The organism is Bacillus coahuilensis m4-4, from assembly GCF_000171615.1.
In the GTDB taxonomy this organism is placed as follows: domain Bacteria; phylum Bacillota; class Bacilli; order Bacillales; family Bacillaceae_K; genus Bacillus_T; species Bacillus_T coahuilensis.
This window is the reverse complement of sequence record NZ_ABFU01000067.1, coordinates 1-14129: the sequence shown is the minus strand read 5'-3', so window position 1 is coordinate 14129 and position 14129 is coordinate 1. Positions and strand designations below refer to the sequence as shown.

Sequence of the window (14129 nt, the reverse complement as noted above, 5' to 3'; positions counted from 1 at the left end):
CTACAGTAAAAGACAATGGAGGAGGCCCCAACGATGATATATTGCTGTGACGAGCACGTAGAACTAGCATTAGACGTAGCGGTAGACGAGCAAGAAGAAAAGGACGTCGCTCAACCGCCGTCTTTAAATAAAGTGGATAACTCACAGAATTTGTCCACAACCTGTGAATATTGTCCAAAAAACGCAACATATATTGTGGCGAACTAATATTCTGCCACTAAATGTGGATAGCAACTGTTGATATGTGGATAACTTCTGTGTATAACTTGTTTGTAAAGTGAGGACGAGCTGTGAATATTTCAATTATAACGGTTGGCAAACTAAAAGAAAAATACCTAAAACAAGGAATCGACGAATACCTCAAACGACTTTCCGCCTACGCCAAAGTCGACATCATCGAAGTCCCTGACGAAAAAGCACCAGAGCAGCTATCAGAAACGGATATGCTCATTGTGAAAAACAAGGAAGGCGAACGAATCCTCAACAAAATTGGACAGGACGTTCACGTCATTGCCCTGGCGATCGAAGGGAACATGCAAACATCAGAAGAGCTTGCAGCCAACCTTGACCGGTTAGCCACGTACGGAAAAAGCAAAGTGGCGTTTGTCATTGGGGGATCCCTTGGACTTTCAGACGATGTCATGAAGAGAGCAAATGAGAAGCTGTCATTTTCGAAGATGACGTTTCCGCATCAGTTGATGAGATTGGTGTTGGTAGAGCAGGTGTATCGGGCGTTTCGGATTAATCGGGGAGAACCGTACCATAAGTAACAAATAATATATAAATAGGGCAGAGAAATGCTTTTTAGTTTCGTTATTAGACGAAACAAAACCGCTACTCGGCTCAGATCCAGAGGCTGGTAATGAACAATTAGTGTCGGAGTAAAATGATATTCTTTACCTAGTATGAAAGAAGATATACTACTTCCTAGAGTGATAGCATAAAGGATTTAACTCTATTACTCGACTCGAAATAAACAATAACACTCCAAATAAACCTCGCACATCACACCCGTGCGAGGTTTTCCCTTACTATTAAAGAGCTTTATGCAGAAACGGACACTTACCCAGTATCGGTTCGATATCATCTCCAATGAAAAATTGCTTCCATTCATTGTGGGTAGGATCTCCGAAGTGAGAGATATCGGGATGGGTAGGGAGGTTATCCCATTTTTCTACTCGTTCTCTTACTTTTTCACGTGACATGATGCCACCTTTTTGGGTACCTTCAAGTCCTTCAAAGATTTTTCGTGGTTGGAAACCAAGGATAAGGCTGTTTCCTAGATCACGTGTTTTTCGTTGTTTGTATGCAGGCGCATTTCCGAACACAAAGATGGGTTCTCCGCCAAAATGGAAGTCCCATAAGTAGTGGTCTGGATCTTTAGGTTTGTCTTCTGGCCATTTTTGTTTATCGTTCTCGTGTAAGTTTTGGAGGATGTCCCAAAATCGTTTACGGTAATGTTCAAGGTTATCCTTTTCTTCTTCAGGTTCTACAAAGACGAAAAGACCATGACGAATGTATGTAGGTTCTTTAAATAGAGTTAAAAATTCCTCAACAGCCTTAGGTAGGTTCGACCAATCATCTTGTGTGATATACGCGTAACGAAGTTCACCCTTCATCTCCGCCTTCATTCCAAAATAGCAGGGGAAAGTTTTATCCGTTACGATTTGATGAAAGGTGGTATACTCACGAATTACCCAATCAGGAACAACAGCTTGGTTAATCATATCTTCCTTCGTTAACAATGTTTTGTTTGTTACCTTCATGATCGTTCTCCTTTTTATTGGCTTTTCTCACTAGTTACCCAAAGGTGTGTGACTTCAAACAAATGGAAATCCCATTAAAAGAAAAGGACTTACAAAAAGTAAATTATAGAAGGTGATGAGCATTTTACCTATTCAACAATGATATACTAAAGAAAAAATGGTATTGGAGATTATATGTTAACTTTTGAAAAGAAACTAGAAATCATTGAAACGTTCCCTGAACTTGAAAGAAAAGATGTCTCATTAAAACGAGTGAATTTTCACTATAATGATAGCTCATATGACCATAAAAACGTTGTGTACCACTTACATCCTAATGGAAATGGTTTTGTGTATGCTGGGAAAATGACGGGATATGAAACAAACGATAAAGGCATGGTCAATATTCGTGAGTTCACTGAGGAAGAATTACGTGAGATTATAAAACATTCTATTCTGTCACTTACTGCTAAAGATAGTGAGATTTTAGAAGAGATAACGGAAGAAGTATGGATAAATGATAATACGATCACCCTTACGATTCTAGAAGAAGACGATCTTTGGAATGTTTATTCAGAAGATGGTGGGCTGGATGGTACGTTTAATACGTATAAGGAAGCGACAAACTATCTTGAGACTGAAGGGTTTTCTCGAATTTAACGAGATAGGATTTTTCCAACTTCAGTTGTATCAAAAGGAAATATAGGATAAGCGCTGCATTGTTGCAGTGCTTTTATTTATTTGAATGAAAAAATATGACTTTTGTAGTGTAAAATAAGAGTAGAAAATCAAAAAGAATTTTGGAGGAAATAAAATGTTTTTAACAGCGTTTATAGTGGGAGCAATCCTTTATATGGTTTACGGAGGAATTTATTATTCTATCTTACTAAAAAATAAAAAGAACCCCCCAATTGCGTATGTTGTCTCTGTTCTTATTGCGTTTGCTAGTTCTTTTCTAGTAGGAACAATCGTACAAGCAACTGGAGTGGATAGTATGTTAAATGGGGCACTCATTGGCATGGCAATCGGGTTTCTCATCAGCATCGTGTATGTGAAAAACATGATGTTCGGGTTAATAGAGAAAAGGGTCTGCTATATGGCGATCGGCGACCATTTTGTGATTTTTACTATTCTTGGTGCAGTTCATGGTTTTTTTGCTTAATGAGACTGTAATCGTTTGAATCATATTTTCTTCATTGTAATGATATTCGAAGAAGCCTCAAAGGACTCAGAAAATGATCTGGGTCCTTAAAATTTATTAACTATCTCTTTTAAAAGGAATGACCAATATGAACTGGATCGAAAATGGCACAACTATAGAACTCTATCTACCTCCAGAATTTAATTTTGATGAGTGTTTAGTGTTCTGATCAGAGCAGGAAGTCATGCACCAAATAAAGGATGGGTATCTATTCAAACTAATAAAAGTGGACGGAGACTTGATTTTACTAAGAATAGGAAGTAAAACAATACATTCTATTGAGGTTGCATTGTCTATGAGTAACCCACCTGAGATCATTCTTGAAGCAGTAAAATCGTATATTTGGGAATTGTTTGATTGTGATCGAGAGTTGGGAGATTTTTATGAAGTAGCTAGTAACGACGATATTTTAAAAGAAGTCGTTGCTAAATATTATGGTTTGAGGATGATTTGCATTCCAGATCTATTTGAAGCGTTAACATGGGCAATTATGGGACAACAAATCAATTTAACCTTTGCCTATACGTTAAAGAAGCGGTTCGTGGAACAATTTGGAGAAAATCTCACGATTGAGGGGGAAACGTACTGGTTGTTTCCTGACTTTACAAAAATTGCGCACTTACATGTGGATGATTTACGAAAACTTCAACTTACTAGCAGGAAGGCAGAGTATATTATTGGTGTGGCAAAGCTCATGGCTCGTGGGGAATTGTCAAAAGAAAGCTTGCTTCAAAAACAAGATTATCAACAGGTTAAAAAATCATTAATGAGTATTAGAGGGGTAGGAGCATGGACAGCGGATTATGTGATGATGAAATGCTTGCAGTTTCCAGATGCCTTCCCAATAGCGGATGTTGGTCTTCATCAAGCATTAAAGAACCAGTTAGGGATGGAGCGAAAACCAACAATAGATGAAATAATGGAGAGGTCAAAGAACTGGGAAGGTTGGCAAGCATATGCGACTTTTTATTTATGGAGATCACTGTATAAGAAAACCATCTAATTGGAGTTATCGAAGTACCAATTAGAACAGGATAAAAAAGAAATGAGATGGATAGAAATATGAACCAAAATGAAGTATCAAAGCTTTAAAGGTTTTACGCGAGAAAAGTATGAAGAAAATCTATTAACTAAGACAGTATTGGAAGAAGGACACAATTTGCCATCGTAAGAAAATTCAATCAACGATTAATTGGTTATGTTTATATGTTGAAGGAAGAACTTCATTGCTGAATTGGCTATACAATTAATCTTGCCTATAAGAGACAGGGATATTCTTTTAAGATTGTAAATGGGATGATCATATGGATAAACAACAAGGAGGTTTTAAGATTAAGGCAGGCGTTGATCCGAAAAATATTCCTTCGATTAGGTTTATAGAGGAGAAAGGGTTTGTAAGGTAAAGAGGAAGATGATGAATGTATTTATACACTAGATAAAGTTTAAAACTAAAGTACAAATAGTATTAATCCACTAGTTGTGCCTTTTTGCGTTCAATATTTCCGATTGACCCTGTTAGAACTGTCCAAGTGTTTTAGAATGAGAGTGAATGCTCATGAGTGTTTTATTGGAAAAGTACATTAGAGAGAACCCTCTTTCTAAAAGAATTATTTTTCTGAATATTATAGATTCCCTATTTCTGAGCATGATATATATTAATCAGCATCCATTATTATTTAGTGTTCATCAAAGAGTAATTAATCTAATAAAACGTTAAGTTGTGAATTCGATTTGAAGCACGATAGAAGAGTGGTAACGTATCGGATGATACGTTACCACTCTAGTTATGTACTAAACTATGATGGAATAATAAATTATAGATTTCTAAATTATAGATTTCTAAATATTTTAGCTAAACCAAATAGAAACTAACTCTAAACCCATTTAATAATGCGCCAAACCCACTTCCAAACTTGTTTCCACTTAAACATAAGGACAACCTCCTTTTTCGAAATTTCATATTATAAACAAAAAGTTAAATAAATAAATAAATAAATGACAGAACTCTTAACCAAACCAAATAGAAACTAACTCTAAAACCCATTTAATAATGCGCCAAACCCACTTCCAAACTTGTTTCCACTTAAACACTAGTTATTCACCTCCTTCATTGGGGATTAATTCACTAGGATAAAAATATTAATCATTGCCCAAATAAATACTAGTACAAAATTGCCCTTATATGGAAAATAAACCCTAATTGAATCTATTAAAACTTAACACTGAATGAACTAAATGTCTTGTAAATTTACAAAAAATTAATAAAAAACGGTAAAATAATACTATTTTATATTTTATTTTACATTTATTTCTTAGTTCAAATTTCTTAAAAATAGTATATTATGTTATTTAATGGAATATTTAAGTTATAATGTAAGGAGTTTTGTAACATATATTATAGATTGGGAGGATTAGATACTAGTATGGAGGAGAAAAGCCATTTACCGAAATCGGTTATTAATATATGGAGAATTTATGGAGTTATAGAGTTAGTTATATTCGGATTGATCTTAATTGTTTTATTTATTTCTAGTCTGATCTGGAGTTGGCCACTTTGGGTTTGCGGCATACTTCTAGTTATCTTTGTCCTATATTCTCCTTTACGTCTTATGTTATTTCCTAAAATAAGGTGGGAGCACTTTTTTTATGAAATTAAGGGTGATGAGATTGATATACAAGATGGCATATTCATAATTAAACGAACATTAGTGCCCATTGTAAAAATACAGAAAGTGTATATTTCACAAGGTCCTTTATTAAAAAAAATAACTTAGCTAATGTAACTATATATACAGCTGCAAGTGAAGAAACGATTCCGGCACTTCCGTATACTAAGGCTCAAAATATTCGAAACCATATAGGGAAACTAGTAAAGGTTTCTGATGAAGATGAATAATTATAAGCGTCTACATGTCGTTTCAATTTTGTCTGAATTCTTTAAGGTAATTAAAAGAATTATGTTCCCTGCAATAATTGCATATTTCATTGGCAATAGTACTGAACAAGTATGGATATCATCAGGATATAAAGAATTAATAGTAGTAATATCTTTGACTGTTGCTATTTTATATGGTCTATACAGGTGGGTTACATTTAAGTACAAAGTTGATAAAGACAAAATACATATAAAAAATGGTTTTTTATAAAGAAGGAAACTTATATCTCAAGAGAAAAAGTAAAGAGTATTGATATATATCGAGCTTTAATTCCAAGGTTGTTTGGATTAGTGCAACTTAGAATGAAAATAGAAGGAGTCGAAGATAATAACCCTGAAATTAAATTAATTGCTATATCTAAAAAAGAAGCTTTAAACATAAAAGATTCTATATTCATAAAATATTTAGTAGCAGATCAGGAAGAAATTCATTTATCAAACATTTTAAGATTATCGAAAAGTAGCTTATTAATATCTGCATTAACCTCGAATAATTTATTACCAACATTTGTTGCAATAGTAGTTGTTTATTATAATTTTGATTTACAATTAAAACCAAAAGATTGGTATTCCAACTTTTAACGAATTACAAAATGCCAATATGCTTCTCATTATTTTTTGGTTGGTCTTAATTCTATTTCTGGCATGGATTCTTTCAATTATCAGGACAATCATAAAATTTGGATCATTTGAACTTCATGCGGACAAGGGGAGCGTTTATATTAGAAAAGGATTTTTCGAAAAAAAGGAAATGATAGTTTCTATAAATGATATTAAGGCAATTAGAATTGAAGAAAATATATTTAGACAAATGTTTGGGTATGCTTGTATTTATATAGAATGCAGTAGCGGTGAAACGGATAATCGAAGTGTATCTACTATATTTCATCCATTTTTACGATTAAAAGATATCGAAGGGTTGTTAAAGTCCTTTTCATTACCTTACCCAGCATTAATACCAACATACAATTTACCAAATAATTCTAGAATTCGATATATTTTTCGTGCACTACTAGTAGGGCTTGTTCTTGTAACTTGTCTTATGACAATACTGAATATACCTATAATCATATATGTCCCTATTCTTATTGTGTGTTCATATTTGGGAAACTTACAGTATAAAGAAACTTCTTATGGATTTTCAGAAAGTAATTTCTTACTAAAACGTAGACTTATAAATAAGAATACTATGATTATTAAAAGAAAGCATATTGAATCTATTCATTTCTATCAATCCTTTTTTCAGCGTAAGAAAAATTTGAAGAACTTGAAATTAACTATATTATCTAATGTTTCTAAGAAGCGATATGGTTTAAAAGATTTCTCAGATTTTCATGGACCAGAGATCCATCAATGGTATAGAAATAAAAACAATAAATATAGAGAATAAAAGGAGGTTATAATTTGGATCATTATTTGTATAAATCTTATGCGAAGAACAGTTGGAAGAGATATCTTTTATCTATATTTATTATTGTTTTCTTTACCTCAATTGGAAGTATCCTTTATGTCTTATTAAACTTATTTTTTGGCAATGAATCTTCCTATTTAGATGAAATAACTGGTGAGTTTATAGGTTTGGATCCTACAATGGATTTTCTGTTCTCACATATCATTTATATTGGGATGTTAATAGGAATTTGGTTGTCTATAAGGTTAATTCACAAAAGATCAATTATTTCTTTAGTGACATCTAATTCAAGCATTAATTGGAGACAAATATGGTGGGGATTTAGTTGGTATTTTGTATTATTCGCAGGATTTAAATTTGTAGATTTTATTATTTTCCCACACCATTATTCTATGAATTTAATCAGAGTATCCGACTTTCTATTGTTATTTCTTTATTGTATTAATATTTGTTCCTGTTCAGACAACTGTTGAGGAGCTGCTTTTTAGAGGATTTCTTTTACAATTTTTCGCAAAAAAAATATCCAATCCTATTTTTTTATCAATTCTCATGGCGATCATCTTCGGTGTTTTGCACTTTTCAAATCCAGAAATGGATCGGTCAGTTGTTTGGGTAGGGCTTAACTATGTATTTTCGGGATTTATGCTAACTCTCATTGCGATTAAGATGGGCCAATCAGAATTATCAGTAGGAATGCATGCCGCCAATAATATGTTTTTATCATGGTTTATAACTGATGCAGGTTCTGTAAATGGGGATATTCCATCTCTTTTTGAAGTAAATAACATAAATCCATTTTTTTCTCTGATATGGAGCATTTGTGTTTTTACTTATTTTTACATAATGTCACTTAGAAAGTTTAAAGGAAATAGAAAAAAAAACCCAATCGTTCTATGCCGGATCTATCAGTTGATTATATTCAGTTCCAACTATAGTTTATGTGTAAGGATAAATATTTTTACTTATTTATTATCACTATTTATTATTGTGATATTTACTAGATTTTTTATCGGGGAGTGAACAGAATGTTAGGTGAAGAAGTATTAATTGTGAAAAATCTAAATAAAAGTTTAAAGGGAAAACAAATTATTCATGACCTTTCGTTTACGGTTCAAAAGGGGCAAATCTATGGGTTCCTGGGTCCTAACGGATCAGGTAAAACTACTACCATTCGGATGATGACAGGAATGATTAAACCAACATCAGGATCTATTAAAATTATGGGTTGTGATATTCAAGAAGATTTTCATAAAGCGATGCAAAATCTTAGTGCAATTGTAGAGCATCCAGCATTATTCGATTATATGTCTGGATGGCAAAATTTGATTCAGACTATACGGATGTTAGATAAAAAAGTAAATATAGATCATATAAAAGAGTGTATAAAAACTGTGGAATTAACAGATCGAATTCATGATAAAGTGAAAGATTATTCATTAGGAATGAAACAAAGATTAGCTATTGCGCAGTCACTGATTTCTTCTCCAAAATTATTAATATTAGATGAACCTACAAATGGAATGGATCCTTCAGGAATTAAAGATATACGCTCTCTTATTAAGAAATTATCTAAAGAGCATAAAATTACAATTTTCATTTCCTCTCACTTGTTAGTAGAAATTGAAAATTTATGTGATCACGTCTTGATTATTAACAAAGGTAAACAAATTGCATCAGGATCTGTTCAAGAATTGGTGAAAGAAAGCTCTTCAGAATTTACTATTATTGTTGACTCGGTTGATATTGATGAAGCTATTCATGTCCTTCAAGAACAAGGTATTAAAGTACATAAAGAAAATGACAAACTATTGGTTCAATGTTTGAAAGAGGAGATTCCACACTTGGTGAACCTGTTATATAAAAAAGATATTTATGTATATATACTAAATCAAAAAGAAAATTCTTTAGAAGATTATTTTCTTTCTGTAACCCGGGAGGTCATTTAATGGTAAGTGGAGCGATTAAAAACGAATTAGAAAAACTGTATTATAAAAGACGTATACATGTAGTTATTGGAATTGTTCTTGTTTTTGCAGTTTTAATGATGGTGATAAATTACGTTGATAAAAATGAGAAAATTGAAGATTGGAAAACACCAATTGAATCACAAGTGACGGAAATAAATCGTTACTTAGACACTCAATTAGACAAGAAATCCAAAGAATATAAAGATATGGTCAATCAAAGAGAAAAGTTAGAATATCACTTAACACATAATATTAATCCTGAAGTTGATGGAGCAGTAGGAGCAGCTATTTCTGGTGTAACAGGAATGTTTATAAAAATTATTCTTCCTATACTAATCGTTATCATTACAGCTGATATTTTATCTGGGGAAGCATCAAACGGAACATTAAAATCGTTGCTTGTAAGCCCAATGGGGAGAAAAAGACTTTTATTTTCCAAATGGATTGCAGCGACATTAATCTCTATTGGGGTTATGCTGCTCTCTGATTTTTTAACATATCTAACAGCAATTCCTTTTAGTGGATTAGGAAATTGGAATGACTTAGTTGTTGTAGGACAAGAAGATTTTAGTGGCATTCAAGTTTGGAAATATATGATCCAGGGCTTACTCCTGAATACACTAATGATTGTAACATTAACTAGTGTGTTCCTTCTGGTATCAGTTTTATTTCAGTCAATCGCAATATCAATAAGTCTGTCTATATGTATTGTAGTTTTTGGAGGAATTCTCGCTAGTCTTCAGAACAAAATTGATCAGCTTAAGTACTTTTTTATGCTCAATCTAGATCTTGGTGCTCATCTTACAGGGCAATTCGATCTTCAGAATACATCCCTCACTATATCTTCAGTAGTAATGTTGGTAACATTAATTGTTGCTCTTGGATTATCATTTTCTATCTTCACAAAGAAAGATCTGCTTGTTTAAGAGGATAAAAAGATCAGATATTATGACAAAAGCCAGACTCCATATAATATTTGGGTTTGGTCTTTTTAATATTAATAAATCACTCATTCATAACAGAATTTTTAAAAAAATAATGAACTTAAAGCCTAATAAAAGAATAGGGCTTATTCGAAAGCACAATAGAAATCTTTTCAACCAAATCTTTTAATATCTGAAAATACATGTATAAGAAATATTAAAGTAAGTAATAATTTCTTTTACATATTATACGGTGAACCGTACCATAAGTAAATGAGGTTTTTCTGTTTCTAATTTTATTATAGAAGACCTAGAATCGTAGGGACGGTTCTCATGATTCTAAAGTTTGAATATTCTTAAAATAGAATCGCTAAAACCGTCCCCTTGATTCTGATTCCGAAATTATAACCTTTCTAACTGGGATTGTTACCTCTGATCTGTTAAAATAGTGCAAAGGCTATTCTGATTATTAGAAAGGAGTGTTTTTTGGCAAGTGAAGTGTACGTATTTTCCTATGTCTGTGCTTTTAAAGAGGATTGGACGAATAGATGCATTGATGAAAGAATGTCAAAATTATATGATATACGGAAAATTTATCATGCCCTATATATGATAAAAACAACAAAGGATGTAGAGTTGTTAGAAAAATATTTAGTGGAGTGTTTTGACAATAAAGATGCTTATTTTTTAGTAGACATAACGGATAAACCTAATTGGTATAAAAATATTGACTCAGCAGACATCACAATTTGGTTAGATGATATATAGTTATAAAATCCCTTCATGGGTAATGTGAAGGGATTTTATAATATTTCATTTAAATTAGGCAAGGATGGTGAAACCGTGGGACTATTTGAAAAACTATATACCCTATTTATTATATTTTCCGTATTAATTGGCCTAGTGATAGGTCAAGTCAGTGGAATGGAAAATTATGCAGATAAGTTTATACTACCTTTATTGATTATTATGTTGTATCTTACTTTTTTACAAATCCCTTTAAAGGATATTAAAAGGTCATTTTCAAATCGTATATTTACACTTACTAGTATAGGAATGAACTTTGTACTAACACCATTATTGGCTTGGTTTCTTGCTACTATTTTCTTGGTCGATAACCCTGCATTATGGCTAGGATTTATTATGCTAATGGTTACTCCTTGTACTGATTGGTATATTATTTATACAGGAATTGCTAAAGGGAATACAGCATTATCTACAAGTATTTTACCTTTAAACTTAATTCTACAACTCCTTTTATTACCTCTATATCTTTATTTATTCTCAGGCACAGTGGGTGTTGTTGATTTTCAAATTGTAGTTGAAAGTATTTTCCTTGTACTAATCATACCTTTTATTTTAGCCTTTATAACAAGACATTACCTTTTAAAGAATAATAAAGATAACTTCATAGAAAAAGTAAGTTCATTACCCGTAATCTTTTTATGCATGGCAATAGTAGCCATGTTTGCTTCACAGGGAGGCTTATTACTGAATAATTTAGATTTATTGGTTACATTAATTCTACCGATTCTTGTTTTCTTTTTAATCAATTTTATTATAGGACGTTTAATTGGAAAAGGGTTAAAATTTAATAAGGAAAATATAGCTAGTTTAAACCTAACTACGTTGGCTAGAAATTCACCAGTGGCATTAGCGATTGCTATGACGGCGTTCCCACACGAGCCATTAATTGCTTTAGTGTTAGTTATTGGTCCTTTGATTGAGTTACCTATGTTGGCTTTAATATCTTATGTAATAGTTGTAATTGATAAACGTACTTAGGAATCATGGGGACGGTTCCAGTGATGATATTTAAAGAATATTCAGCAAATTGAATTAGAAGAACCGTCCCCATGAATCTTGGGAGTTTTCTAATTTTTTGTATTAGTTGTTGTTGAAGTTGCACCTTTTACTCACATCATTTCGTCTAATTTTTCAATTTCTTCCCTTACAATCTTCTCAACTGCTGGTATATCTGCAGGAGCGAAATTTAATAGTGATAGATCATTCCGTTTCACCCATTTTTTATCAGCATTTTCCGTAGCCGTGGGTTGTCCATCTACTAGTGTTGATTTATATGTCTCAAGTCGTACAATGACATTTTCATATTCGTACAAGGTATCCTCTACTTTAGCCCCTACTTGTATTGTACAAGTAAATTCCTCTTGAATTTCACGTTTTAACGCTTTTTCAGGGGTTTCGCCACTTTCAATTTTACCACCGGGAAATTCCCAATAATTTGCTAAAGTCATTTGTGGACCTCTTAATGCACAAAAAATTTCATTCTTCTCATTTTCAATAATTGCACCAACGACATGAACGTTTTTTTCATAATAAAACCCCTTTCATCTATTTGTAACTATATGTTTAGCATATTTAATCAAAGTAGTTAAGTAAAGAAGTATAAGTAAGAGTGTTAAGTGATGTAGAGATAAGGAAAATAATTAAAATGGATAGATGCCAACTCTACGATAAAAAAGTTCATAAATATTTGTACATTAACTACAAATTAAGAAAGATATTTTTTATCACTAACATCCGTTTAAATAATATCTTCTAAAAAAGGAAAATTGTTGAATTTTAGTGAGGGTGAAGTTATATTAGGTATATAGACGGAGGAGAATTCAATGATACCAACTAACTTAAGTGAACTAGATAGAATTAGAGAAGAATGTAAATCTATGGTGAATAAAAGAGCTTCTGCTTCTGCCGCAGCCGCAGTAGTTCCTATTCCAGGTGCTGATGTTGGAGCAGACGTGATGATTATGATGGAGCTTCTACCAGCAATAAATAAAAGATTTGGTTTAGCTCCTGAGCAAATTGACCAGTTAGATTCAGCAGTTAAAGGGAGAATAGCCGTCATAATATCTTCTATTGGAAGTGAGTTAGTGGGAAAATATATCACTAAACAGACAGTTGCGTTGTTACTAAAGAAAGTGGGTGCACGTGTCGCGGTTAAACAGGTCACCAAATATGTTCCGTTTATCGGACAAGCTGTTTCTGCAGGTATTAGCTTTGGTGCGATGAAATATCTTGGAAACTCACACATTGATGAGTGCTATGAGGTATGTAAAAGAATTATTGAAATGAAAAAAAATAGAATCTGCATAAGAATCACTACTGACCTCTTTAGCCCTCTTGCTAAAGAGGTTTTGTCATTATATTTTTGTGATTTTTACTAAATATATGTATACATGCAGAACAGTTTAATCCCCAAACCAAACGATGCAAGAAAAAACATACTTTTTTGTGCTATTTTTTTCAAACGATCCCTTTTCCTGTCGTGCTCCTCCGAAGATACTAGTTTGTTCCATTCGCTTAGTTATCTATCATGATGAAGATGCTGGTAATGAAAACATACTATGAAACACTTGAACTTTACTTTGAGTAAAGAGGGACTCGCCATACATCTCTAGAATTCTATAGGAGAATACCGTGACTCTGTTGAACTTCTTCCTTCTTAAAATGCCTCTTTAGTAAGGAGGGGAACTGTATCAACATCTCAAGATATTATCTAGGAGAGGTATTACCAATTCCCCCCGAAAGAGGAAAAAACACTAGAATAGGAGAGAGCGGACCGATTTATTTCCCATAGGACGAAGTCCGCAACTTCATGCTTCTGAGGCAGTCAAACATTTTGCGGAACAGTGCTTAGTCAAATATCTGTAAAAAAACACAATTAGAGATTTTCCTACTAGTTGTGTTTTTTAAGCGCAAAACTTCCGATTTAACCCTAAAAGAACTATCCCCTTGCTTCCCCATCTTTCCACTTCACTCTCTAAATCGATATGCTCTTCAATATTTTATGTAATTTTCTTCAATATTATAGTACTTTTAATAGATAGATAATAAAGATCGAACGTATATTTTTATTTTAGGAGCGATATATATGGCGATTAATTATAGACAATGTATCAGCTGTGGTTCAAAAAATAGTGTTCCTA

At 32.7% G+C, this 14129-nt stretch carries 16 protein-coding genes; 14 read left to right on the top strand and 2 right to left on the bottom strand.

Going from position 1 to position 14129, the window contains the following annotated elements:
* The first annotated feature begins 33 nt into the window (after positions 1-33).
* Positions 34-207: a CxxH/CxxC protein gene (locus M44_RS26535; protein ID WP_010175997.1), complete on the top strand. Its 174-nt coding sequence runs from the start codon at positions 34-36 to the stop codon at positions 205-207.
* An 83-nt stretch (positions 208-290) separates the two neighbouring features.
* Positions 291-770: a 23S rRNA (pseudouridine(1915)-N(3))-methyltransferase RlmH gene (gene rlmH / locus M44_RS18295; protein WP_010175995.1), complete on the top strand. Its 480-nt coding sequence runs from the start codon at positions 291-293 to the stop codon at positions 768-770.
* Between the two features lie 264 nt (positions 771-1034).
* On the opposite strand, the gene M44_RS18290 is transcribed toward rlmH, so the two are convergent.
* The gene (locus M44_RS18290) at positions 1035-1766 is read right to left on the bottom strand and encodes a YqcI/YcgG family protein (protein WP_010175993.1); all 732 of its coding nucleotides are present in this window, start codon (positions 1764-1766) and stop codon (positions 1035-1037) included.
* Between the two features lie 174 nt (positions 1767-1940).
* On the opposite strand from M44_RS18290, the gene M44_RS18285 reads away from it, so the two are divergent.
* The 11 genes from M44_RS18285 to M44_RS18215 all read left to right on the top strand — a co-directional run bounded on the left by M44_RS18285 (position 1941) and on the right by M44_RS18215 (position 11967).
* On the top strand, positions 1941-2405 hold the full coding sequence (locus M44_RS18285; protein ID WP_010175991.1) for a hypothetical protein: 465 nt from the start codon (positions 1941-1943) through the stop codon (positions 2403-2405).
* Between the two features lie 154 nt (positions 2406-2559).
* Positions 2560-2907, top strand: coding sequence for a DUF1761 domain-containing protein (locus tag M44_RS18280; RefSeq protein WP_010175989.1), 348 nt, complete (start codon positions 2560-2562; stop codon positions 2905-2907).
* A 223-nt stretch (positions 2908-3130) separates the two neighbouring features.
* Positions 3131-3949 carry a DNA glycosylase gene (locus M44_RS24270; RefSeq protein WP_010175987.1) on the top strand — a complete coding sequence of 273 codons (819 nt, stop codon included), beginning with the start codon at positions 3131-3133 and terminating at the stop codon, positions 3947-3949.
* A 1420-nt stretch (positions 3950-5369) separates the two neighbouring features.
* On the top strand, positions 5370-5720 hold the full coding sequence (locus M44_RS30155) for a PH domain-containing protein (RefSeq protein ID WP_010175983.1): 351 nt from the start codon (positions 5370-5372) through the stop codon (positions 5718-5720).
* A 368-nt stretch (positions 5721-6088) separates the two neighbouring features.
* A complete protein-coding gene (locus tag M44_RS18250) occupies positions 6089-6463 on the top strand; it encodes a PH domain-containing protein (RefSeq protein WP_081447585.1) in 375 nt (124 codons plus the stop codon).
* A 19-nt stretch (positions 6464-6482) separates the two neighbouring features.
* The gene (locus M44_RS30150; protein WP_010175977.1) at positions 6483-7271 is read left to right on the top strand and encodes a PH domain-containing protein; all 789 of its coding nucleotides are present in this window, start codon (positions 6483-6485) and stop codon (positions 7269-7271) included.
* A 456-nt stretch (positions 7272-7727) separates the two neighbouring features.
* On the top strand, positions 7728-8312 hold the full coding sequence (locus M44_RS30145) for a CPBP family intramembrane glutamic endopeptidase (RefSeq protein ID WP_081447584.1): 585 nt from the start codon (positions 7728-7730) through the stop codon (positions 8310-8312).
* Between the two features lie 5 nt (positions 8313-8317).
* Complete coding sequence (locus M44_RS18235; protein ID WP_010175972.1) at positions 8318-9238, top strand: ABC transporter ATP-binding protein; 921 nt, start codon at positions 8318-8320, stop codon at positions 9236-9238.
* A complete protein-coding gene (locus M44_RS18230) occupies positions 9238-10185 on the top strand; it encodes an ABC transporter permease subunit (RefSeq protein WP_010175970.1) in 948 nt (315 codons plus the stop codon). Before M44_RS18235 ends, M44_RS18230 begins: the two co-directional genes overlap by 1 nt.
* A gap of 483 nt (positions 10186-10668) precedes the next feature.
* Positions 10669-10950, top strand: a complete 282-nt coding sequence (locus M44_RS18220) for a hypothetical protein (RefSeq protein ID WP_010175966.1) — start codon at positions 10669-10671, stop codon at positions 10948-10950.
* A 75-nt stretch (positions 10951-11025) separates the two neighbouring features.
* Positions 11026-11967 carry an arsenic resistance protein gene (locus M44_RS18215; RefSeq protein ID WP_010175964.1) on the top strand — a complete coding sequence of 314 codons (942 nt, stop codon included), beginning with the start codon at positions 11026-11028 and terminating at the stop codon, positions 11965-11967.
* Between the two features lie 131 nt (positions 11968-12098).
* On the opposite strand, the gene M44_RS18210 is transcribed toward M44_RS18215, so the two are convergent.
* The gene (locus M44_RS18210) at positions 12099-12488 is read right to left on the bottom strand and encodes a (deoxy)nucleoside triphosphate pyrophosphohydrolase (protein ID WP_029326972.1); all 390 of its coding nucleotides are present in this window, start codon (positions 12486-12488) and stop codon (positions 12099-12101) included.
* A 324-nt stretch (positions 12489-12812) separates the two neighbouring features.
* Between M44_RS18210 and M44_RS18205 the strand changes: the two genes are divergently transcribed.
* Entirely contained in the window at positions 12813-13367 is a 555-nt protein-coding gene (locus tag M44_RS18205; protein WP_010175959.1) for a hypothetical protein, read from the top strand.
* Positions 13368-14129: the final 762 nt, after the last annotated feature.